Source organism: Enterococcus sp. DIV0421, assembly GCF_051713745.1.
GTDB lineage: Bacteria > Bacillota > Bacilli > Lactobacillales > Enterococcaceae > Enterococcus_D > Enterococcus_D casseliflavus.
Genome location: NZ_JBIOQM010000001.1, coordinates 581,263 through 604,051, shown reverse-complemented (window position 1 = coordinate 604,051; position 22,789 = coordinate 581,263). Strand labels below are relative to the sequence as shown.

At 43.3% G+C, this 22,789-nt stretch carries 25 protein-coding genes and 2 tRNA genes; 26 read left to right on the top strand and 1 reads right to left on the bottom strand.

Translation table 11 applies throughout. The annotated features are described in order from the left end of the window. The first annotated feature begins 2 nt into the window (after window positions 1–2). The 25 genes from smpB (at window position 3) to IGI96_RS02775 (ending at window position 17,571) form a co-directional block, all read left to right on the top strand. Window positions 3–461, top strand: coding sequence for an SsrA-binding protein SmpB (smpB, locus tag IGI96_RS02895; protein WP_008380870.1), 459 nt, complete (start codon window positions 3–5; stop codon window positions 459–461). Window positions 462–754: 293 nt separating this feature from the next. After that, a complete protein-coding gene (gene atpB, locus IGI96_RS02890; RefSeq protein WP_008380872.1) occupies window positions 755–1,474 on the top strand; it encodes a F0F1 ATP synthase subunit A in 720 nt (239 codons plus the stop codon). A gap of 32 nt (window positions 1,475–1,506) precedes the next feature. Next, the gene (atpE, locus tag IGI96_RS02885; protein WP_005228705.1) at window positions 1,507–1,719 is read left to right on the top strand and encodes an ATP synthase F0 subunit C; all 213 of its coding nucleotides are present in this window, start codon (window positions 1,507–1,509) and stop codon (window positions 1,717–1,719) included. Window positions 1,720–1,807: 88 nt separating this feature from the next. Continuing rightward, window positions 1,808–2,332, top strand: coding sequence for a F0F1 ATP synthase subunit B (gene atpF, locus IGI96_RS02880; protein WP_016612589.1), 525 nt, complete (start codon window positions 1,808–1,810; stop codon window positions 2,330–2,332). Continuing rightward, entirely contained in the window at window positions 2,319–2,861 is a 543-nt protein-coding gene (locus IGI96_RS02875) for a F0F1 ATP synthase subunit delta (protein ID WP_016619750.1), read from the top strand. Before atpF ends, IGI96_RS02875 begins: the two co-directional genes overlap by 14 nt. A gap of 23 nt (window positions 2,862–2,884) precedes the next feature. Further along, complete coding sequence (gene atpA / locus IGI96_RS02870; protein WP_086297759.1) at window positions 2,885–4,441, top strand: F0F1 ATP synthase subunit alpha; 1,557 nt, start codon at window positions 2,885–2,887, stop codon at window positions 4,439–4,441. 16 nt (window positions 4,442–4,457) lie between these two features. Next, window positions 4,458–5,360, top strand: coding sequence for a F0F1 ATP synthase subunit gamma (locus IGI96_RS02865; RefSeq protein WP_005228710.1), 903 nt, complete (start codon window positions 4,458–4,460; stop codon window positions 5,358–5,360). A gap of 26 nt (window positions 5,361–5,386) precedes the next feature. Next, window positions 5,387–6,793, top strand: coding sequence for a F0F1 ATP synthase subunit beta (atpD, locus tag IGI96_RS02860; RefSeq protein WP_005234377.1), 1,407 nt, complete (start codon window positions 5,387–5,389; stop codon window positions 6,791–6,793). Between the two features lie 31 nt (window positions 6,794–6,824). Further along, window positions 6,825–7,247 carry a F0F1 ATP synthase subunit epsilon gene (locus IGI96_RS02855; RefSeq protein WP_005228716.1) on the top strand — a complete coding sequence of 141 codons (423 nt, stop codon included), beginning with the start codon at window positions 6,825–6,827 and terminating at the stop codon, window positions 7,245–7,247. A gap of 158 nt (window positions 7,248–7,405) precedes the next feature. Beyond that, the gene (locus IGI96_RS02850; RefSeq protein ID WP_438784817.1) at window positions 7,406–7,639 is read left to right on the top strand and encodes a DUF1146 family protein; all 234 of its coding nucleotides are present in this window, start codon (window positions 7,406–7,408) and stop codon (window positions 7,637–7,639) included. Window positions 7,640–7,729: 90 nt separating this feature from the next. Then, a complete protein-coding gene (gene murA / locus IGI96_RS02845; RefSeq protein WP_016608772.1) occupies window positions 7,730–9,022 on the top strand; it encodes a UDP-N-acetylglucosamine 1-carboxyvinyltransferase in 1,293 nt (430 codons plus the stop codon). A 21-nt stretch (window positions 9,023–9,043) separates the two neighbouring features. After that, a complete protein-coding gene (locus IGI96_RS02840; RefSeq protein ID WP_005228723.1) occupies window positions 9,044–9,220 on the top strand; it encodes a DNA-directed RNA polymerase subunit beta in 177 nt (58 codons plus the stop codon). A gap of 91 nt (window positions 9,221–9,311) precedes the next feature. After that, entirely contained in the window at window positions 9,312–9,587 is a 276-nt protein-coding gene (yidD, locus tag IGI96_RS02835; RefSeq protein WP_016608771.1) for a membrane protein insertion efficiency factor YidD, read from the top strand. A gap of 39 nt (window positions 9,588–9,626) precedes the next feature. Continuing rightward, a complete protein-coding gene (locus tag IGI96_RS02830; RefSeq protein ID WP_005228727.1) occupies window positions 9,627–10,085 on the top strand; it encodes a GNAT family N-acetyltransferase in 459 nt (152 codons plus the stop codon). 124 nt (window positions 10,086–10,209) lie between these two features. After that, window positions 10,210–11,091 carry an ROK family protein gene (locus tag IGI96_RS02825; protein ID WP_005228730.1) on the top strand — a complete coding sequence of 294 codons (882 nt, stop codon included), beginning with the start codon at window positions 10,210–10,212 and terminating at the stop codon, window positions 11,089–11,091. Between the two features lie 284 nt (window positions 11,092–11,375). After that, a complete protein-coding gene (locus IGI96_RS02820; RefSeq protein ID WP_010749790.1) occupies window positions 11,376–12,563 on the top strand; it encodes an ABC transporter substrate-binding protein in 1,188 nt (395 codons plus the stop codon). A gap of 108 nt (window positions 12,564–12,671) precedes the next feature. Further along, window positions 12,672–13,550, top strand: coding sequence for a branched-chain amino acid ABC transporter permease (locus tag IGI96_RS02815; protein WP_005228742.1), 879 nt, complete (start codon window positions 12,672–12,674; stop codon window positions 13,548–13,550). A 9-nt stretch (window positions 13,551–13,559) separates the two neighbouring features. Beyond that, complete coding sequence (locus tag IGI96_RS02810) at window positions 13,560–14,537, top strand: branched-chain amino acid ABC transporter permease (RefSeq protein ID WP_005228744.1); 978 nt, start codon at window positions 13,560–13,562, stop codon at window positions 14,535–14,537. Then, window positions 14,518–15,294 carry an ABC transporter ATP-binding protein gene (locus IGI96_RS02805; RefSeq protein ID WP_015510179.1) on the top strand — a complete coding sequence of 259 codons (777 nt, stop codon included), beginning with the start codon at window positions 14,518–14,520 and terminating at the stop codon, window positions 15,292–15,294. Before IGI96_RS02810 ends, IGI96_RS02805 begins: the two co-directional genes overlap by 20 nt. Continuing rightward, window positions 15,294–15,995: an ABC transporter ATP-binding protein gene (locus IGI96_RS02800; RefSeq protein WP_015510178.1), complete on the top strand. Its 702-nt coding sequence runs from the start codon at window positions 15,294–15,296 to the stop codon at window positions 15,993–15,995. Before IGI96_RS02805 ends, IGI96_RS02800 begins: the two co-directional genes overlap by 1 nt. Before the next feature lie 3 nt (window positions 15,996–15,998). Continuing rightward, complete coding sequence (locus IGI96_RS02795) at window positions 15,999–16,646, top strand: CBS and ACT domain-containing protein (RefSeq protein WP_010749788.1); 648 nt, start codon at window positions 15,999–16,001, stop codon at window positions 16,644–16,646. 126 nt (window positions 16,647–16,772) lie between these two features. After that, window positions 16,773–17,006, top strand: a complete 234-nt coding sequence (locus IGI96_RS02790; protein WP_438784816.1) for a DUF2969 domain-containing protein — start codon at window positions 16,773–16,775, stop codon at window positions 17,004–17,006. Between the two features lie 85 nt (window positions 17,007–17,091). After that, window positions 17,092–17,175: transfer RNA gene (locus tag IGI96_RS02785), tRNA-Tyr, on the top strand. A 4-nt stretch (window positions 17,176–17,179) separates the two neighbouring features. Continuing rightward, window positions 17,180–17,251: transfer RNA gene (locus IGI96_RS02780), tRNA-Gln, on the top strand. A 152-nt stretch (window positions 17,252–17,403) separates the two neighbouring features. After that, on the top strand, window positions 17,404–17,571 hold the full coding sequence (locus IGI96_RS02775; protein ID WP_005228760.1) for a hypothetical protein: 168 nt from the start codon (window positions 17,404–17,406) through the stop codon (window positions 17,569–17,571). Window positions 17,572–17,620: 49 nt separating this feature from the next. Here IGI96_RS02775 and IGI96_RS02770 read toward each other — a convergent pair whose 3' ends face one another. Further along, window positions 17,621–18,226 carry a TetR/AcrR family transcriptional regulator gene (locus IGI96_RS02770; protein WP_086337982.1) on the bottom strand — a complete coding sequence of 202 codons (606 nt, stop codon included), beginning with the start codon at window positions 18,224–18,226 and terminating at the stop codon, window positions 17,621–17,623. Between the two features lie 174 nt (window positions 18,227–18,400). Here IGI96_RS02770 and IGI96_RS02765 point away from each other — a divergent pair, with 174 nt between their 5' ends. Continuing rightward, window positions 18,401–22,627, top strand: coding sequence for a 2-hydroxyacyl-CoA dehydratase (locus IGI96_RS02765; RefSeq protein WP_086337983.1), 4,227 nt, complete (start codon window positions 18,401–18,403; stop codon window positions 22,625–22,627). The last annotated feature ends 162 nt before the right edge of the window (window positions 22,628–22,789 follow it).

The window sequence follows — 22,789 nt, the reverse complement described above, 5'->3', positions numbered from 1 at the left end:
CCGTGCCTAAAGGAGAAGGGAAATTAATCGCCCAAAACAAAAAGGCCCGCCATGATTACACGATCCTCGATACGATCGAAGCGGGGATCGTCTTACAGGGAACAGAGATCAAAGCGATCCGTAACAGTCGGATCAATTTGAAAGACGGCTTTGTACGCATTCGCAATGGTGAGGCATTCTTAGTCAATGTGCATATCAGCCCATACGAGCAAGGAAACATTTTTAATCATGATCCACTACGGACAAGAAAACTGTTACTGCATAAAAAGCAGATTGCTCGTCTGATTGGCGAAACAAAAAATACAGGCATGACGATCGTTCCGTTAAAGGTGTATATCAAGGATGGTTATGCCAAAGTTTTGATTGGTTTAGCGAAAGGAAAACGCGAATATGACAAGCGGGAATCCTTGAAACGCAAAGATCAAGAAAGACAAATTGACCGAGTTCTTAGAAATTTCTAATTTTCTAAGAACTTCTTTTAGAATCCGATAGAGGTTATTGCTTTGAAAATCGCGCTAAATTTGGTAGCATTTAAGGGAAAGCTGTTGATATAACAGGCTTTTTCTTCCACATAGCGACACGGGAATTTTTCATTTAATTTAGGATTTTTGGCATTGTGAGTTTTTTGTCTAATTTTCTTGAAAATGCTTTGAAATTTTCCATTCGTGGTGGTATGATACCGATTGTTATGAGAGGAAACGCATTGTAACACCAGATTTTTTTCTGGAGATGACAGGAAAAGAGGTGAGAAAGATTGGAAGATAAATCGCTTATGTTTCATATCGGTCCTATATGGTTTGATGGAACTGTAGCTATGATGACAATCATTTCTTGTATTATTGTTTTTTTGGTGGTCTTTATTTGTACACGTAATCTGCAAATGAAACCGAAAGGGAAGCAGAACTTCATTGAATGGGTCATTGACTTTGTTCGTGGTATCGTAGCGGACAATCTACCAGGATCTCAAGTGAACAACTTTCATTTGCTCGGTGTAACAATGTTTCTTTTTGTGTTTGTGGCAAATGAGATCGGCTTAGTCACAAAAATTGTGACGACAGATGACATTACCTTGTGGAAAAGTCCGACAGCAGACCCGTTTGTTACATTGACACTTGCACTTATGGTTATTTCCTTGACACATTTCTTTGGGATCAAGTCGTTGGGCTTCAAAAATTACTTGATCAATTCGTACTTGAAACCGGTGGGGTTCTTATTGCCGCTAAAAATCATCGAAGAATTTACGAATGTCATCACGTTAGGCTTACGTTTATATGGGAATATATTCGCGGGAGAAGTGTTATTAGGATTGATTGCCAACATGTTTATTAGTCTTGGTTGGTGGTCATTGCCGATCGTGATGCCGCTAGAAATGATCTGGATTGGCTTCTCGCTCTTTATTGGAGCGATCCAAGCTTATGTATTTGTTACATTGACCATGGTATTTATGAGCCACAAAATCGTGGCAGAACATTAATCGAATCGACATACAATTAGGAGGAAAAAAGAATGAACTTTATTGGAGCAGGATTAGCAATTATCGGAGCAGCAATTGGTGCAGGGTATGGTAACGGACAAGTAATCGCAAAAACGATCGAATCAATGGCACGCCAACCTGAAATGTCAGGTCAACTACGTTCAACAATGTTTATCGGGGTAGCGTTAGTCGAAGCTGTACCGATTCTAGGGGTAGTTATCGCGCTGTTATTAGTCTTCCGATAAGACAAGCACGAAAAGGCAGAAACGAACAATTGCACTCGTTTTTGCTTTTTTCTAATGAAACAATGACTTTCAGAAAGGAAGAATCGTTATGCTAAATCAGTTGGTTATGGCGGAAGTTCAAAATCCAATGCTTGGCAATATTATCGTTGTCAGCGGGTCAATTCTTCTTTTGCTATTCTTATTGAAACATTTTGCATGGGATGCCATCAGCAGCATGATGCAAAAACGGGAAGATAAAATCGCCAATGATTTGGATTCAGCGGAACAATCACGCTTGAATGCAGCAAAATTAGAAAAAGAACGCCAAGAAAAATTGGCACGTTCTCATTCTGAAGCTGCGGAGATCATCAAGAGCGCCAAAGATAGCGGGGAATTGAGTCGACAAAATATTTTGAGCGAGACCAAAGAAGAAGTGGCTCGTTTGAAAGAAAAAGCAAACTCAGATATCACCCTTGAAAAAGAAACTGCGTTAAAAGAAGTGAAAGATGATGTTGCAGAACTTTCGCTTCAAATCGCAGAAAAAATCTTAGGACGCGAATTGACTCCCGAAAATCATGAATCCCTAATCAATCAATATATCGAAGGATTGGGTTCAGTTAATGAAACTCGATAAATTCACAGTGGGAAAACGCTATGGAAAAGCCTTGTTCGAATTGGCGATGGAAGAACAGCGCTTGACAGAAGTTTACCAAGAATTAATGACCTTGCGTCAGATTTATCAGGAGATTCCAACATTCGGTCAGATCGTGACGGATAACCGCTTGGATCTCCATGAAAAAAGACAATTAGTCGATCAATTGCTGAAGGGCTTTGAAGGCTTGGTCAGAAATTTCTTAGAGATCGTTTATGAATATGATCGCATGGATGATCTATTGCTGATCATTGATGAATACGAACGTCGTTACGATGAATATCAAGGTCTTGTTCTCGGAACGATCACAACGGCTGTTGCTTTGTCAGCAGAACAAAAAAGCAAAATCGAAAAGCAAATCGCCGATAAGCTTGGGTACAAGCAGGCACAATTGAAAGAAACGATCGATCCAACGATTTTAGGCGGTGTCATCGTTGAAGCAAATCATCAAGTGATCGACGGTAGTATTAAGAGCCAACTGGATTATCTGCGACAAAAAATCGGCAGATAAACAAGAGATAAGAGGTGAATCGGATGGCCATCAAAGCAGAAGAAATTAGTGCCTTGATCAAAGAGCAAATTAAAAATTATCAGAACGAACTTTCTGTAGAAGAAATCGGTACTGTCACATATGTTGGGGACGGGATCGCCCGCGCCCACGGTTTAGAAAATGCCATGAGTGGAGAACTGCTTGAGTTTTCAAACGGTTCTTATGGGATGGCACAAAACTTAGAGTCAAACGATGTCGGAATCATCATCCTAGGTGATTTTGAAACCATTCGTGAAGGGGACAAAGTAAAACGAACTGGTAAAATCATGGAAGTTCCTGTCGGCGATGCATTAATTGGCCGGGTAGTAAATCCATTAGGGCAACCAATCGATGGTTTAGGTCCGATCGAAACAAATAAATCACGCCCAGTCGAAGCAGCTGCACCAGGTGTTATGCAACGGAAATCCGTTTCGGAACCAATGCAAACAGGGTTGAAAGCTATTGATGCTTTAGTACCAATCGGTCGTGGCCAACGGGAATTAGTCATCGGTGACCGGAAAACCGGGAAAACAACGATCGCTATTGATGCGATCATCAACCAAAAAGGGCAAGACATGATCTGTATTTATGTCGCAATTGGCCAAAAAGATTCAACTGTTCGTGCACAAGTGGAAACATTGCGTCGTTACGGGGCCCTTGATTACACGATCGTGGTCTCAGCAGGTGCTTCACAACCAGCACCACTGCTTTATATCGCACCTTATGCGGGGGCTGCGATGGGGGAAGAATTCATGTATAACGGCAAACATGTTTTGATCGTCTTTGATGACTTATCAAAACAAGCGGTCGCTTATCGTGAACTTTCTCTACTTCTACGTCGTCCGCCAGGTCGTGAAGCATACCCAGGGGATGTCTTCTACTTGCATTCTCGTTTATTGGAACGTGCAGCGAAATTAAGTGATGAACTAGGTGGTGGATCGATGACGGCATTGCCGTTTGTTGAAACACAAGCAGGGGATATTTCAGCCTATATCCCAACCAACGTGATTTCTATCACAGATGGACAAATTTTCTTAGAAAACGACCTTTTCTATTCTGGTGTTCGTCCTGCCGTAGCGGCTGGATTATCCGTTTCACGGGTTGGTGGTTCTGCGCAGATCAAAGCAATGAAAAAAGTTGCCGGTACCTTGCGTTTGGACTTGGCTAGCTATCGCGAACTAGAGGCCTTTACGCAGTTTGGGTCTGATCTAGATGCTGCAACACAAGCCAAATTAAACCGCGGTCGTCGAACCGTTGAAATCTTGAAGCAAAAACTGCATGAACCACTGGCAGTAGAAAAACAAGTCGTGATTCTTTATGCCTTGACACATGGATTCATTGATAGTGTACCAGTCAATAAACTATTGGACTTTGAAGCAGAATTATTTGAATATATCGAAGCAAATGCAGCGACGATTTTTGAAACCATTCGGACAACGAAAGACTTGCCAGAAGAAAGCTTGTTAGATGACACCATTAAAGCATTCAAAGATATTTTCATGGCATCCAACGGTTCTCGGGTGACACCCCAAGATAAAATATCGACAATGCAAAACGCATAAAAAGAGGTGAGAGAAAATGGCTGCTTCATTAAATGAAATCAAGCAACGAATTGCCTCAACAAAAAAAACCAGCCAAATCACAAAGGCCATGCAAATGGTTTCAGCTGCAAAATTAACAAAATCTGAAGCTCATTCGAAACAGTTTCAAGTGTATGCCAACAAAGTACGTGAAATCGTTACGCATTTAACTGCGCAGCAGCTTTCCGATCTTGCAGGTTCTGGTCCAAAAGATGGTGTGAACTATAACAGTATGTTGGTTAGTCGTCCGGTCAAACGCACAGGCTACATCGTCATCACTTCTGATGGCGGTCTAGTGGGCGGCTACAATAGTTCCATCTTGAAGCAAATGATGACCATGCTGGATGAAGACCATGCAAAAGAAGAAGAGTATGTCATGATTGCCATTGGTGCAACTGGCGCTGACTTTTTCAAAGCACGGGGCATCAATTTGGCGTACGAGCTAAGAAACCTTTCGGATCAACCAAGCTTTGACGAGGTGCGTAAAATCGTAACATTGGCGACAACGATGTACCAAAACGAAGTCTTCGATGAATTATATGTGTGTTATAACCATCACATCAACTCATTGACTAGCCAATTTCGTGTGGAGAAAATGTTGCCGATTTCCGATCTAGATCCTGAAGAAGCCGAAAGTTATGAACAAGAATACTTGTTTGAACCTTCCAGAGAAGCAATTTTGAATCAATTACTGCCTCAATACGCTGAAAGCTTGATTTATGGTGCGATTGTTGACGCAAAAACAGCCGAGCATGCTGCCGGAATGACAGCGATGAAAACAGCAACAGATAATGCCAAAAATATTATTGGGGACTTGACGATCTCTTATAACCGAGCGCGCCAAGGAGCGATCACCCAAGAAATTACTGAAATTGTGGCGGGGGCATCCGCGTTAGAATAGTTTCAAGAACGAATGGAGGAATACGAATGAGTTCAGGCAAGATTGTTCAAGTCATTGGTCCCGTTGTTGACGTGGAATTCTCTCTAGACCAATCATTACCAGATATCAACAATGCGTTGATTGTTTACAAAAAAGATGAGCAGAAAACAAAAGTTGTGTTAGAAGCTGCCTTAGAACTTGGCGACGGCGTTATCCGTACGATTGCCATGGAATCAACAGATGGCTTACAACGAGGAATGGAAGTAATCGATACAGGCGCCTCCATTTCTGTTCCAGTTGGGACAGAAACCTTAGGACGGGTGTTTAATGTCTTAGGGGACACCATCGATTTAGAAGCACCGTTTCCTGAAGAAGCACCCCGCAGTGGGATCCACAAAAAAGCTCCTGACTTTGATGAATTGTCAACAAGTACCGAGATCCTTGAGACTGGGATCAAAGTTATCGACTTATTAGCCCCTTATTTAAAAGGGGGGAAAGTTGGTCTTTTCGGTGGTGCCGGTGTTGGTAAAACTGTCTTGATCCAAGAACTGATCCACAACATTGCCCAAGAGCATGGGGGGATCTCTGTCTTCACAGGTGTTGGTGAACGGACACGTGAAGGAAACGACCTTTATAATGAAATGAAAGAATCTGGCGTTATCGAAAAAACAGCCATGGTGTTTGGACAAATGAACGAACCACCAGGTGCCCGGATGCGGGTTGCCTTGACTGGGTTGACCTTAGCGGAGTACTTCCGCGATGTAGAAGGACAAGACGTGCTCTTGTTTATCGATAATATCTTCCGATTTACTCAAGCTGGTTCTGAAGTATCTGCCTTACTAGGTCGGATGCCTTCTGCCGTTGGATATCAACCGACACTAGCAACCGAAATGGGACAATTGCAAGAACGGATCACTTCAACAAAAAAAGGATCGGTTACTTCTATTCAAGCAATCTATGTTCCTGCCGATGACTACACGGACCCGGCACCAGCGACTGCTTTTGCCCATTTAGATGCAACAACCAACTTGGAACGTAAATTGACTGAACAAGGGATCTATCCAGCTGTTGATCCGCTAGCTTCTTCTTCTAGTGCGTTAGCACCTGAAATCGTTGGTGAAAAACACTATGAAGTAGCGACTGAAGTACAGCATGCGTTGCAACGTTATCGCGAACTACAAGACATCATCGCTATCTTAGGGATGGATGAGTTGTCTGATGAAGAAAAAACGTTAGTGGCTCGTGCGCGTCGGATCCAATTCTTCTTGTCGCAAAACTTCCACGTAGCGGAACAGTTTACTGGACAACCTGGTTCTTATGTACCAGTTGAAGAAACGATCAAAGGATTTGCTGAGATTCTTGAAGGAAAATATGATGATCTTCCAGAAGAAGCCTTCCGTAGTGTAGGACGAATTGAAGACGTCATTGAAAAAGCGAAAAAAATTGGCTATTAATTAACCAGCCTTGAAGAAAGAGGGGAACCTCATGGATCAATTTTTAACAGTCAATGTGGTGACACCTGCTGGTTTGGTTTACGATCATCACGCGAAAATCGTGGTTGCACGTACGACAGATGGTGAGATCGGTATTTTGCCGCATCATGCCCCAATCATCGTTCCTTTGACGATTGATGAAGTCCGGGTCAAACGGATCGATTCAGATACTCACGTCGACTGGGTCGCCGTTAATGGCGGTATCCTTGAAGTGCGGGACAATGTTGTCTCCATCGTAGCCGATAGTGCGGAACGTGATCGTGATATCGACGTTTCACGGGCAGAAAGAGCAAAACAACGTGCAGAACGTCAAATCGAAGAGGCCAAACAAGTCGAAGATATCGACCAGCTTCGTCGCGCAACGGTTGCTTTGCACCGCGCCATTAATCGAATCAACGTGTCAAAACATTCCTAAAAAAACAAGGGCATCTTGCCTTTGTTTTTTTTTATTCGAGAAAACGTTTTAAAAACTTTTTAAAGTCTTTTCATGAAGGTTTCAAGAAAGATTATTTTTTATCTTGACATCTTTGTGGTATGATAGGAATGTTCAATTATGAAAAAGGAGCAGGAAGTATGCAAGTGTATGGAATTGATGCAATCATTCGAATCGTGAGTCATTTAGCGTTCATCTATTTAGCATTTTGGGCATTGCAATCTGTGCGGATCGATGCTTTTTTTAAAGTTTTACGAACGACTCAGATACGAATGATCATGGTGTTTCTTGCGATTGCATTAGGCTACACCGTCAGTACTTTTTTCCTTGAGTTGATTGCGTTATGTCGTAATTTATTTTTAACAGGTTTTTAAGAATTTCATTAATATATGCAAAAACACCGAATATTATGCTATAATTGGCAAGATTTGTGTGAGTCACTGCATTATTTGGAGGGAACATAAATGGAAGAGATGATCGTTCAAGGTGGTAATCGATTAACTGGAACAGTGAAGATCGAAGGGGCAAAAAATGCTGTTCTACCTATCTTAGCGGCAAGCTTATTAGCGGAAGAAGGAACAACGACATTAACAAATGTACCGATCCTTTCCGATGTATTAACAATGAAAGAAGTGATTCGGCATTTAAATGTCGCAATCGATTTTGAAGAAGAAAACAACACAATGACGATCGATGCGTCACAAGAATTAGCAATCGAAGCACCGTATGAGTATGTGAGCCAAATGCGCGCTTCAATCGTAGTCATGGGGCCTTTGTTAGCCCGTAATGGACATGCCAAAGTGGCAATGCCTGGCGGCTGTGCAATCGGCAAACGACCAATTGATTTACATTTGAAGGGATTTCAAGCACTAGGCGCGCAAATCATCCAAAAAGATGGATACATAGAAGCGATCGCCGATGAGTTAAAAGGCAATAGCATTTACTTGGATTTCCCAAGTGTCGGCGCCACGCAAAATATCATGATGGCTGCCGTAAAAGCTAAAGGCATCACCATCATCGAAAACGTCGCTCGTGAGCCAGAAATCGTTGATTTAGCAAACATTTTGAATAAAATGGGTGCCAAGGTCTTTGGTGCAGGAACCGAAACGATGCGTATTGAAGGTGTCGAACACCTGCATGCAGTAGACCATTCGATCGTACAAGACCGTATCGAAGCAGGAACCTTTATGGTTGCAGCAGCGATGACTCAAGGAGACGTTATTATTAAAGATGCGATCTCAGAGCACAATCGTCCATTGATTTCAAAATTGATCGAAATGGGCGCAGAAGTGACTGAAGTCGCTGAAGGGATTCGTGTGGTCGGACCAGAACGCTTGAAAGCGACTGATGTAAAAACGATGCCACATCCAGGTTTTCCTACGGACATGCAAGCGCAAATGTCTGCTATTCAATTATTAGCGCAAGGAACGAGTGTTGTGAATGAAACGGTATTTGAGAATCGTTTCCAACATTTAGAAGAAATGCGTCGCATGAATGCCCATGTAAAAATTGACGGCAACGTTGCAGTGATCGAAGGCGGTCATGAATTACAAGGTGCGCTGGTCTATGCGACAGATTTACGTGCCGCAGCAGCGTTGATTTTATTAGGTTTGCGTTCAACGGGACGGACGCGTGTTCGCAATCTAAAATATTTGGATCGCGGCTACTACAAATTCCACGAAAAATTGCAACAATTAGGGGCATCTGTTGAACGAGTTTCTGACGCAGTAGAAGAAGTCGTACCAGTTAACGCCTAATAGGAGTAGGAGAGAAAAAAAGTGAAGTTGAACCGTTATATTTTAACTAGCTTGATAAAAATTTTAATCGTCATTTTATTAGCTATTTTATTGTTCCTAGCAGGAACGATGATTGGTTATGGAGTGATCGGTGACGGCAGTCCTTTTAAAGTATTCTCTCCAAGTCTTTGGAATCATATCTTTGAGTTTATGAAATAAACCATAACTAGGACTTCCGCCACGTGCTGAGTCCTAGTTTTTTCTATCTATCTTTACTGAATCGTACGCTAAAAAGAAAGGCTGGCAAGGAATGAGTAAACTTTTGATCGGCTTTGTTCGTTTCTATCAACGTTTTATTTCCCCATTATTTCCTCCTAGCTGTCGTTATTATCCGACTTGCTCAGGATACATGATCCAAGCCATCCAAGTCCATGGAGCAGCCAAAGGAGGCTTGATGGGGGTAGCTCGTATCTTACGCTGCCATCCCTTTGTAAAAGGCGGAATAGATTACGTACCCCAGACGTTTACTTTAAAACGAAATACGAAAGACAAAGTCAAACCAACGTACCGTTATCGGAAAAGTTAAAAGGAATCAACAGAAATATAAAAAAGGAGCCAAAAAGCCATGATTCGTCCAATCGCCCCTAATGAAGCGTATCCTTGGGCGTTGCTGCTGGATGCAGATCCTGATAAAGCAGTCGTAGAAAGCTATCTATATAATAGCCAAACACTTGTTTATGAAGAAGCTGGAGAAATGATTGGTGTGCTAGTTTATCAAAATCAAGGCAAGAACTGGGAGATCATGAATGTGGCCGTTTCGCCAGAAAAGCAAGGAATGGGCATCGGTCGTCAATTGCTGCAAGCTGCCGAAGAAGCGATCCTTAGTCAGCACCTCGGGGCAAAACGGCCGATCGTAGTGATCAAAACTGGTAGTCTGCCCTCTGCAGCCTTGACTTTGTACCAAAAGCAAGGCTATGTTGAAAAAGAGCGGGTGAAGAATTATTTCACCACCCACTATGTCGAACCGATTTTTGAGAATGGGCAGCAGCTGTTCGATCAAGTGATTTTAGAAAAACAACTCTAATGGATGAAGAGACAGTCTGTGTGAATGAGACTGTTTTTTTCTTGTCCTCGGAAATCGCTTTCTTCAAGCGCCGACTTGCGGTAAAATAGACAGTATCAGAATAATAAAGGATTGAGGGAAAAAAATGGCGATTTTAGTCTTTGATATGGGTGGTTCAGCAGTAAAATATGGCGTCTGGGCACAAGATTCTTTGGTGAGTAAAGGGAAATTCACTACTCCAAATACTTGGGAGGAAATGAAAGCACAGCTGCAGCAAGTGAGGGCAAGCGTAGATGAAGAGATTGAAGGCGTTGGAATCAGTGCGCCAGGTGCGGTCAATGCCCAAGAACGGCGGATCGACGGCATTAGTGCGATCCCTTATATCCATGGGTTTGATATTTACTCAGAACTCGAAGCAGCGTTTGGGGTACCCGTAACCATCGAAAATGATGCCAATTGCGCTGGGATGGCTGAATTTTATCAAGGAGCGGGCAAAGAGTATCAGCAAGCAGCCTTCGTTGTGATCGGAACAGGCGTTGGCGGTACCCTGTTTCAAAATGGTGAGCTAGTCCGTGGGGCACATTTATACGGTGGCGAGTTTGGGTTGATGATCCTAGATCAAGGCAAAACATTTTCGCAACTAGGGACAGCGGTTCAAATGGCCTGGCGGTATTGTGATCGGATCGGAGTGGATCGAACGACGATTACCGGTGAAGAGGTCTTTCAACGTGCAGAAGATGGCGATGCCATTGCGATCGAGGAAGTCAATAAATTTTACAACTATTTAGCACAAGGACTGTTCAGTATTCAGTTTGCTTTTGATCCTGAAGTGATCATTATCGGCGGTGGTGTCAGTGCCAAAAAAGGCTTGTTAGAAGAAGTTGACCAGCGCTTGAAAAAAATGTTGGCGGATCAAGCATTAAATGATTTCGTCCCACTGATCAAGCTATGTGACTATCGCAATGATGCCAATTTAGTTGGGGCGGCGGCAAATTTTCAAGCATTGTATCCACGAAATAGCCGCTAACATGAGGATGTAATGTTTTCAAACGTCCGTTTGAAGAAAAAAGTATCAAATCAAAGCGTATCGGTAGCAAGCAAAGGGGAAAAACCTTTGCTTGCTTTTCTTTTTATCCGAAAATTAGAAAAGCGATTCCATTGTTGCTGGATCAATGTTTTAAAAGCACCATTTTTTATCGGCGAAAAAAATAAATTCTGAATAGGTGAAATATTCTGATAATTCGTTGACATTTCCTAGATTTTTCAGTATATTGGATAACATATTCAGGGGAAGTAAAGGAGAGGAAAATTATGAAAAAGAAATTTGCATTTTTGTTTGCGAGTTTGTTTTTATTGACAGCTTGTAGTGCAGGACCAACAGGTGGACCAACGGATAGCAGTGGTGCTGCTGAAGGTGGCAATAAACAAGAGGGAGATACCATTAAGATTGGTGCCAACTTAGAGTTGTCTGGAGCAGTTGCTGCTTATGGGACGGCTGAAAAAGAGGGGATCGACTTGGCAGTCGAAGAAATCAATGCTGCCGGCGGCGTTCTTGGAAAACAAATTGAAATCATTTCGAAAGATAACAAATCAGATAACAATGAAGCTGCGACAGTAGCAGCCAACTTAGCAACCAATGATAAAGTCGTTGCCATTATTGGACCAGCAACTTCAGGTGCCACAAAGGCGGCTTTACCGAATGTGACGAGAGCCCAAGTACCGATGGTCACTCCTTCAGGTACCGATGATGCGATTACTTACACCAGTGGAAAAGTCCAAGAATTTGCATTCCGTTCTTGTTTCCAAGATAGCTTCCAAGGAACAATCTTGGCAAAATATGCAGCAGAAAATTTGGATGCTTCAAAAGCCGTAATCTTGGGTGATAACTCAAGTGACTACGCAATTGGTTTGACGGAAGCATTTAAAGAAAGCTACCCAGGCGAAATCGTCTTAGAGGATAACTTTACTGAAGGCGACAAAGATTTCCAAGCAGTTCTTACAAGAATCAAAGATGTCGACTTCGATGTCTTGTTCATTCCAGGCTACTACACAGAAGCTGGTTTGATCATCAAGCAAGCGCGAGAATTAGGAATTGATCAAGCAATCATTGGTGCGGATGGATTCGGTGATGAAAAAATGGTTCAAACAGCTGGTGCAGAAAATGTCAGCAATGTTTACTATACAGGTCACTTCTCTACCAAAGCACCAGCAAACGACAAAGTTGAGCCGTTTGTGGCAGCTTTCAATGAAAAATATGGCAAAGAGCCTTCTGCTTTTAATGCATTAGCCTATGATGCCGTTTATATGATCAAACAAGCGATCGAAGATCAAAACTCAGCAGATTCATTGGCGATCGCAGCTGGTTTGTCTGAACTGAAAGACTTTGTCGGTGTGACCGGTGAAATCACGATGGATGAAAATCATAACCCTGAAAAATCAGCAGTTGTTTTAGGATTGACTGACGGGAAAGAAACCTCAGCAGACACTGTGGAACCTTAAAAAACCCGCAGTTGTTTGGCAGTGAAAACTGGGACAGACCTGATGTGTTTGTCTCAGTTTCTTTTCTCTAAAAGAATGACCATAATAAATGATATTGGAAGTGAGTATATGGAAATGATGATCCAACAATTGATCAACGGCTTGTTTCTAGGCAGTATCTATGCCTTGTTAGCGTTGGGTTATACGATGGTGTATGGCATCATCAAGTTGATCAACTTCGCCCACGGAGAAGTTTACATGATCGGTAGTTTTATCGGTTACTTTTTGATCAATCAATGGCAATTAGGGTTTTTCCCCGCGTTGTTCATTTCAATGATCGCCAGTGCAGCTCTTGGGGTAACGATCGAATTTTTAGCGTATCGTCCCTTACGCAATTCCACGCGAATTTCGGCACTGATCACGGCAATCGGGGTTTCTTATTTTTTGCAAAATGTCATGATCTTTTTCTTTTCAGCCAATGTGCGCCCCTTTCCGCAAGCGATTGAACGACAAACTTATTCCATCGGGTTTGTTCAAGTAAGTAATGTCCAGTTATTGATCTTGGCTGTTTCGGTTACCTTAATGATTCTCTTGCAATTGATCGTGAAAAAGACCCGTATGGGAAAAGCGATGCGGGCAGTAAGTGTTGATGCAGATGCAGCGCGTTTGATGGGGATCAATGTCAATCGAACGATTTCCTTTACCTTTGCCTTAGGCTCGGCTTTGGCTGCAGCTGGCGGGATGCTGATCGGTTTGTATTATAATTCCATTGATCCATCAATGGGCGTCGTTCCTGGTCTGAAATCTTTTGTTGCAGCGGTTCTTGGCGGGATCGGGATCATTCCTGGAGCAGCCTTAGGTGGCTTTGTGATCGGTTTGGTGGAAACAGCAGCGACAGCGCTTGGTTTTTCTGATTATAAGGATGCTTTAGTGTATGTCATTTTAATAATTATATTGTTGGTTCGTCCAGCTGGGATCCTCGGCAAAAATATCAAAGAGAAAGTGTAGGTGGCAGAAATGAAAAAGAATTTACGTTACAACTTAATCTGGCTCGCTCTGGCAGCTATTCTTTATTTTGGATTATTTGCAGCCTACAATGGCGGAATGATCAATTTGTTCTCTGATGCCATCATCGTCAATATCGGAATCAATATCATCTTGGCAGTCAGTTTGAATCTGATCATCGGCTTTTCAGGGCAATTCTCCTTAGGACATGCTGGATTTATGGCAATCGGTGCTTATGCTGGCGCGATCCTGTCGGCAAGCAATCCAACCTTTGGTGGCTTTTTAACTGGTTTACTGGTGGGGATGCTGGTTTCAGGTGCAGTCGCATTAGTGGTTGGGATTCCGACTCTCCGTTTAAAAGGCGACTATCTAGCGATCGCTACCCTAGGTGTGGCAGAGATCATTCGGATCTTGTTGGTGAACCTACGAGGCTTGACCAATGGTCCTGCTGGAATTTTCGGATTGCCCCAATTCAGTAATTGGCAGATCGTCTTTCTCTTTGCCGTTTTATCGATTCTTGTCGTGTCAAACTTTATCCATAGCGGACCGGGTCGGGCGACTTTAGCGATTCGGGAAGATGAGATCGCTGCAGAATCAATGGGGGTCAACACAACGAAATACAAGGTAATTGCGTTTGTAATGGGGGCAGTGATGGCAAGCATTGCTGGTACCCTTTATGCCAGCTATCAGCAGTCGGTTTTCCCACGAGATTACGGTTTTATGAAATCGATCGATGTATTGATCATCGTCGTTTTTGGAGGGCTTGGGAGTACCACAGGAGCAGTTGTTTCGGCAGTAGTGCTAGGAATCTTAAATATGTACTTGCAAGGCTTCTCTGATTTGCGCATGATCATTTATGCATTGGCTTTGATCATCATCATGATCTTTAAACCAAGCGGACTTTTAGGGACATGGGAATTCTCCGTAAAAGGACTGCTGGATAAATTTAGAAAAAAGGGGGATGACAACGATGCCTCTATTAGAAGTTAAAAGCTTAACGAAAAACTTTGGCGGTTTAGCTGCTGTTTCTCATGTAGACCTCCATTTAGATACCAATGAGCTGGTCGGATTGATTGGACCAAACGGTGCTGGCAAGACAACGCTCTTTAATCTCCTGACAGGTGTGTATGAACCTAGTGAAGGGGAAGTGCTTTTTGAGACCCAAGGTAAGCCAAAACGTTTAAATGGCGTGAAGCCCTATAAAATTGCGGATTTAGGTCTTTCAAGAACCTTCCAAAACATTCGCTTGTTTAAAAATTTGACTGTGATGGACAACGTCTTGATCGCTATGAACAGTAAGCATAAAGAAGGACTGCTGACTAGCATCCTGCGTTTGCCAAAGTACTACAAAAACGAAGCGTCCATGAAGAAAAAAGCCTTAGAGCTGTTACGGATCTTTGATATGGATGGCAAAAGTCAAACGTTAGCGAAAAATTTGCCTTATGGCGAGCAGCGTCGGTTAGAGATCGTACGCGCATTGGCTACAGAACCAAAAATTCTGTTTCTTGACGAGCCGGCTGCGGGGATGAATCCTCAAGAAACAACAGAACTGACAAAGTTGATCTATAAGATCCAAAAAGATTTTCAATTGACGATCCTCTTGATTGAGCATGATATGAGTTTGGTCATGGAAGTGTGCGAACGGATCTATGTGCTGGAATACGGCCAAGTCATCGCCCACGGTGAACCAGAAGAGATCAAAAACAATCCGCGGGTGATCGAAGCTTATCTAGGAGGGGAAATCTGATGCTGGAAATTCAAAATTTAAGTGTACACTACGGCATGATCCAAGCGGTCCATGATGTTTCCTTCCACGTCAATCAAGGGGAGATCGTTTCACTGATTGGTGCCAATGGTGCAGGGAAAACCACGATTTTACGGACGATTTCTGGATTGATCCGCCCCTCAAATGGCTCAGTCACTTTTGAAGGAAAACGAATTGAGAAAGAAGCACCGCAAAAAATCGTCGCAAACGGCTTGTCGCAAGTGCCAGAAGGGCGGCACGTCTTTTCAGGATTGACGGTTCAAGAAAACTTAGAGATGGGCGCCTTCTTGCGTAAAGACAGTGGTGTCAAAGAAGACTATGAACAAGTTTACCGCAAGTTTCCTGTATTGAAAGAACGCCTCTCGCAAGATGCGTCGACATTATCTGGCGGTGAGCAGCAGATGTTGGCAATGGGGCGGGCATTGATGTCAAAACCGCGCTTGCTTTTGCTGGATGAGCCCTCGATGGGCTTGGCACCGATTTTTATCAAAGAAATTTTTTCAATCATTCAAGAAATCAAGCAGCAAGGAACGACTGTGCTGCTGATTGAACAAAATGCAAAAATGGCTTTATCGATTGCCGATCGCGGCTATGTATTAGAAACGGGGAAAATCGTTTTAGAAGGTACTGGAGAAGAATTACTAGCAAGTGATGAAGTAAGAAAAGCGTATCTAGGAGGCTAAACAATGAGTGTAAGTGATTTTATGACGAAGACGGTCGTCACCGTCGATTCGCAGACACCGATCTTTGATGCAGTAGATTTAATGAAGCAACACGATATCCACCGTCTGCCCGTCGTTGACGATGGTAAATTAGTAGGGTTGATCACAGAAGGAACGATCGCTGAAGCAACTCCCTCAAAAGCGACAAGCTTAAGCGTTTATGAAATGAACTATCTCTTAAATAAAACGACTGTCGCTGATATCATGTTGAAAAAAGTGACCACGATTGAACCAGATGCACTATTAGAGGACGCCATTTCCGTCATGCGTAGTGAAAACGTGGGGGTTTTACCAGTCATGGATGATGATACCCTAGTGGGAATCATTACCAACAATGATATTTTCGATGCCTTTTTGAAAATCACTGGCTACCATGATGGTGGAACCCGAGTGTCCATCGAGATCACGGATGACCATGTAGGCGTGTTAGCAGACGTGACCAAGCTGCTTGCCGATCATCAGATGAGTATTTTGACCATCGTAGTCAATCGGATGGCGCTAAAAACGATTGTTGAGATCCAAGTAGAGTCGCGCCAAGTCGCAGCGATTGAGAAAATCTTAAGCGATGCGGGGTATACCGTAACCAGTGCTGTCTTGACGAACCAGAAATGAGACAAAGCAGCAAAAGTAGTCGATCACAACGATTGACTACTTTTTTTCGTTCCAGATGAGATTTTCTTTTTCTTTTGCTGGTTTTCTGTTAAAATAGGAAGGTGCTGTAAAGAAAGAGGTGCAATCATGTCTAAGAAAAATAAAGATATCGAAGTCCGTATTGAAGAAACAACGAAAGCCATTCATGGCAAAGACTATACCGTCAATGAATTATTTATTGATAAAAAACGTATCGGTGAGATTTTAACGACTGGACCGAAAGAATTTCAAAGCTTTTTAGGGGATGAAGATCTAGGTTCAAGCAGAAGTTTAGAAGCTGCGATCGAGATGATTATTCGCCAATGGAATTTACATGAATAATTTCTAGAAAAATTTACTTTTTGCTCTTGCAATTTGTTATCTTTTTCGGTATTATAACTATTGTCAGGTTTGAGAAAAACCTTTTGGAGGAGTAGCGAAGTGGCTAAACGCGACGGACTGTAAATCCGTTCCTTAGGGTTCAGTGGTTCGAATCCACTCTCCTCCACCATTATTGGGGTATAGCCAAGCGGTAAGGCAACGGACTTTGACTCCGTCATGCGTTGGTTCGAATCCAGCTACCCCAGTCAGATGAATACGCAAAAAAAAACAGCAAGTAGTCTTGCTGTTTTTTTCGTTATTTAACCATTATTTTTTTTGGTTTGAGGAAGGGCTATAAGTTGAAGATTTTTTTTATTTGCGATACGCTAGTAGTAAAGCATTCGGGAGATGAAAACACATGAAATTTAAACTGAATCTAAAAGAAAAAGTAACGGAAGTTGCCGAGCATGTCTATGACGTTGTCAAAAAGGAAGACTATGCGATTCGTGTGGCTCCAAAAGGAATCAAAGTAACTAAACAGCGTAAGACAAAAGACACGATCAAATGGCGCGCAAAAAATCATTGATTAAAGGGCAATTGGTATGAGAGAAACTGCATATAGGCAGTTTCTTTTTTTATTCCTCAATTTCAATCCCCAAGACAGTTAGGTGACCGTTTGCCACTAGTTTGATGACGAGTTTTGCTAAATGGTCGGCGTGCATCGTTGTTTCTGCCGTTAGCCACCAATGCAGCGTGCCAACAAATATTGAGGTCATATAATCAATGATGAAGTCTAAGGGCACTTCAAGATCGCCTTCTGTAATCTTCAAGGTTGAAAAGATCTCTTGATACCGTTCCGTTAAAATCAGCCCCAGTTTTTTACGAATGATCTCAATGGCAGAGGCATCCATGATCGTCAAATAAAAAGAGCGATTCTTTTGAATGTGTATAAAAAGTTCGGTCATGGCCGCTTCGATTTTACGGATCTTGATTCGATTGCCTTGAACGAAATCTTCAAAGTCAAGGATCGAGGTAAAAGATTCGACGGCCAAGTCAAATATTTTTTCATACAAGTCTTGCTTGTCTTTGTAATGGGCATAGAAGGTCGCGCGGTTGATCATGGCTTCGTCTGCGATATTTTGGACAGTCACTTGCTCGAAGCCTTTTTCTTCAACTAAGCGAATAAAGGCTTCAATAATGTACTTATTGGTTCGTTTGACACGTAAATCCAATTTTTTCATATTGTGAATTTCCTTTCAAAATAAACGACAAAAAACGTCTAATTGTTGTTTATCCCACACCTTCGTTGGAATTGTTTGTTGAATTATCAATTAAAAGAATTACAATGAACATAAGTATTATAACAAACGGCTTGTTAGATAATCAACAAAGTGTTGTTTAGATGGAGGCAACAAATGAAAAAATATAAGGCGGGCATCGATGTCGGTTCAACAACGGTCAAGATGGTTCTGTTAGATGAACGCAATCAAACGTGTTTTTCAAGGTATGAACGACACTATGCAGACATCCAAAAGGCAGCGGAAAAAATTATTAAAGAAGCGCAAGCAGTAATCCAAGATCAGCCAGTTGCGCTGGCGATTACCGGATCAGGCGGAATGGGGCTGGCAGAAGTTTTGCGGATCCCTTTTGTCCAAGAGGTCATCGCTTGTACCAAAACAGTCGAGACAGTGATCCCAGAAACGGATGTGGCGATCGAATTAGGCGGTGAAGATGCGAAGATCACCTTTTTTGAAGGTGCGTTGGAGCAGCGGATGAATGGCAGTTGTGCCGGTGGGACCGGTGCGTTTATTGATCAGATGGCGGTTTTATTGAAAACGGATGCCAATGGGGTCAATGAGCTAGCCAAGGGATACCAAACCCTTTATCCGATTGCCTCACGCTGCGGGGTCTTTGCCAAAACTGATGTGCAGCCGCTGATCAATGAAGGAGCGGCAAAAGCGGACATTGCTGCGAGTATTTTTCAAGCGGTGGTCAATCAAACGATTGCTGGCTTAGCTGCTGGTCGTAAAATCAAAGGCAAGGTAGCCTTCTTAGGCGGTCCACTGACGTTTATGTCGGAATTGCGTCAACGATTTATCGATACGTTGAACCTGCAAGAAGCAGATATCATTTTTCCCGAGAACCCAGAACTGTTTGTGGCGATGGGGGCTGCACTGTATGCAGAAGAAGCGCAGCAGCTTTCTGTACTATGCGACCGCTTAGCCAATGAAGAAGACGGCACACTTGCGCCAACAGATACGCTAGATCCTTTATTCAAAGACGAAGCAGAACTGGCTGCTTTTCGTGCCCGCCATGCCCAAGCGGTTGCTGCAGAAAAACCTTTGTCGGAGCATAAAGGTGCTGCTTATTTGGGTATCGATGCTGGATCAACGACAACGAAAGTCGTCTTGATCAATGATGCAGGGGATTTGTTGTTTTCTTTTTATGGCAACAATGAAGGCGAGCCGTTAGCGACAACGATGGCGGTTTTACAAGAGCTTTATCGTCAGATGCCTTCTGACGTTTACATCGCAAAGTCAACGATCACAGGGTACGGTGAGCATCTGATCAAACATGCACTGAAGGTCGATATCGGTGAAGTCGAAACGATGGCCCATTACAAAGCTGCTGAACATTTCCAGCCAGGGGTTGATTTTATCCTGGACATTGGTGGGCAAGACATGAAGGCGATGACAGTCAAAGACGGTGCACTTTCTTCGATTCAGCTAAATGAAGCCTGTTCGTCAGGATGCGGCTCGTTCATTGAGACCTTTGCCAAATCTATGAATCAGGATGTCAAAGAATTTGCGCTGGCAGCGACAAAAGCCCAAGCGCCGGTTGACCTGGGTTCGCGTTGTACCGTCTTTATGAACTCAAAAGTCAAACAGGTCCAAAAAGAAGGAGCCTCTGTTGGCGACATTTCGGCTGGCTTGTCTTACTCGGTCATAAAGAATGCTATCTATAAAGTGATCAAGGTTCGGCGCCCCGAAGATCTTGGCGAGAAAATCGTCTGCCAAGGAGGGACTTTCTATAATGAAGCGGTTCTGCGCGCCTTTGAATTGATCAGCGGCCGTGAAGTCGTACGACCATCGATCGCTGGCTTGATGGGCGCTTATGGGGCGGCGTTGATCGCGTTAGAAGAAGCGGCGATCGACGATGTCAGTACGTTGTTGTCTCCTGCAGAAATGGCCGATTTTCAAGCAGAAAAAGAATTTACAAATTGCGGTCTTTGCGAAAACAATTGTTTATTAACCGTGACCCTCTTTTCGGATGGTCGAAAATTCATTACGGGGAATCGCTGCGAACGTGGTGCGCGGATCAAAATCAAAAAAGAAGACCGCAAAGTCAATCTCGTGGATGAAAAATACCGCCGCTTGTTCAAGTACCGTTCTTTGCGTAAAAAAGATGCCCTCCATGGGGAAATCGGCTTACCAAGAGTGTTGAATCTTTATGAAAATTATCCGCTATGGCATACCTTTTTCACCCAGTTAGGGTTTCGAGTAACCTTGTCGCCGCGTTCTAATAAAGAACTATATGAGCAAGGGATCGAAACGATTCCTAGCGATACCGTTTGTTACCCAGCCAAACTAGCCCATGGACACATCCAAGCACTGATCGATCAAAACATACCGTTGATCTTTTATCCAGGAGTCATTTTTGAGCGAGTAGAGAACACTGCCGCTGAAAATCATTTTAACTGTCCAATCGTACAAAGCTATCCAGAAGTGATTCGTAACAACGTCGATGCGATTCGTGAAGGGGCGGTTGACTACCGCTGTCCATTTTTAAATCTGGCAGATGAAGCCTCAATGGCCAAAACCTTAACGGGGACGTTTCAAGATTTTGGTTTTTCTGAAGACGAAATTGCCCAAGCGCTGCGCAGCGGCTTCGAGGAACTAGATCAGTTCAAAGCAGATATTGCGCAACGGGGAGAAGAAACGCTGCGAATGCTGATGACGACCAACCAAAAAGGGATCGTTTTATCTGGAAGACCGTATCATTTGGACCCTGAAATCAACCATGGGATAGCGGAAGTCATTACCCAAGAAGGCTTTCATGTACTGACCGAGGACAGTATTGCTCATTTAGCAAATGTCGGCGATCTGCGGGTCGTGGATCAATGGGTCTATCATTCACGGTTGTATGCGGCTGCACGAGTGGTGGCGAAAAACAAGCAGTTGGAATTGGTTCAATTAAACTCCTTCGGCTGCGGGATCGATGCAGTGACCACCGATCAAGTCGAAGAGATCATGGCGCAATATGGCAAGCTGTATACGGTGTTGAAAATCGATGAGGGTGCAAACCTTGGGGCGATTCGGATTCGGTTGCGTTCCTTGAAAGCAGCAGTCAACGAACGGGATAAACAGCACTTTGTTCCTAAAAAGCAATACGAGGAACCAGCAAAGATTATTTTTACCAAAGAAATGCGCAAGCAGCACACGCTCTTATTGCCGATGTTGAGTCCCATCCACCAAAGCGGATTAGTAGATGTCGCTTTGCAGGCTTCTGGGTATCAAGTGGTCTGTCTGCCCAGTGAAGATCGAGAAGCAGTCAATGTCGGTTTGCGCTTTGTCAATAACGATGCCTGCTACCCGGCCATCATTTCCATTGGACAGCTGGTAGAAGCGTTACAAAGCGGGGAATATGACGTCGAAAACACCAGCGTATTGATGACCCAGACGGGCGGTGGGTGTCGCGCAACGAACTATATTCCCTTGTTACGTAAAGCATTGAACGATGCAGGATTTCCGCAAGTACCGGTGGTATCTATTTCGATGGGCAATACTGGTGTTGAATCAAATCCTGGCTTTCACTTTACCTTGCCGATGATGAAACGCTTGGCGGTGGCATTTTTATACGGAGATCTCTTTGAACGGGTCGTTTATCGCACCCGTCCATATGAGCAAGAAGCAGGGGCTGTCGATCGGCTCCACCAAGAATGGCTGGAAAAAATTGCCAAAAATGTCCGCAATGGCTCCTTCAGCCTCTTTAATCGCAATATGAAGAAAATCATTCAAGACTTTGATCAAGTGCCGATAAGAGATATCAAGAAGCCGCGTGTCGGAGTCGTGGGAGAGATTTTAGTGAAATATTCACCGACAGCTAATAACGATGTCGTTCGCCTGTTAGAAGCAGAAGGAGCGGAAGCGGTCGTACCGGATATTGTCGGCTTCATGAATTATTCCCTCTACAATCAGATTTGGCGCTACGAGCATTTGGGGATGGCGAAGAAAAGTAAAATGATCGCTGATTTTGCGATCATGGCGATTGAACGGCTCCAAAAACCGATGGATAAAGCACTTAGGGCGTCAACGCGTTTTGATGGTATCCATTCGATCCATCAGCTTGCGGAGCAAGCGAGCGAGATTGTTTCCATCGGCAATCATACGGGAGAAGGCTGGTTCTTGACCGGTGAGATGATCGATCTGTTGGAAAATAATGTCAACAATATCATTTGTCTGCAACCATTTGGCTGTCTGCCTAACCATGTAGTAGGAAAAGGCGTCATGAAAGAGCTGCGTCGCCAATACCCACAGGCGAACATTGCAGCGATTGATTACGATCCAGGTGTCTCGATCGTCAATCAATTGAATCGCATTCGCTTGCTCATGGCAACTGCCAATAAAGCGTTGGCTGAATAAATTCTCAAGCCAGCGACCGAACCAATTTAAAAGCAAAGGGACTGCTCTTGTTTGGACAATTTGTGATAACTTCTTTTTCTGCCTATAAAATGGGGAAAGAATTCGCACAAATGGAGAAAAACAGAGCAGTTTTTGCTTTTTTTATTAGCTATTTAGGTATAT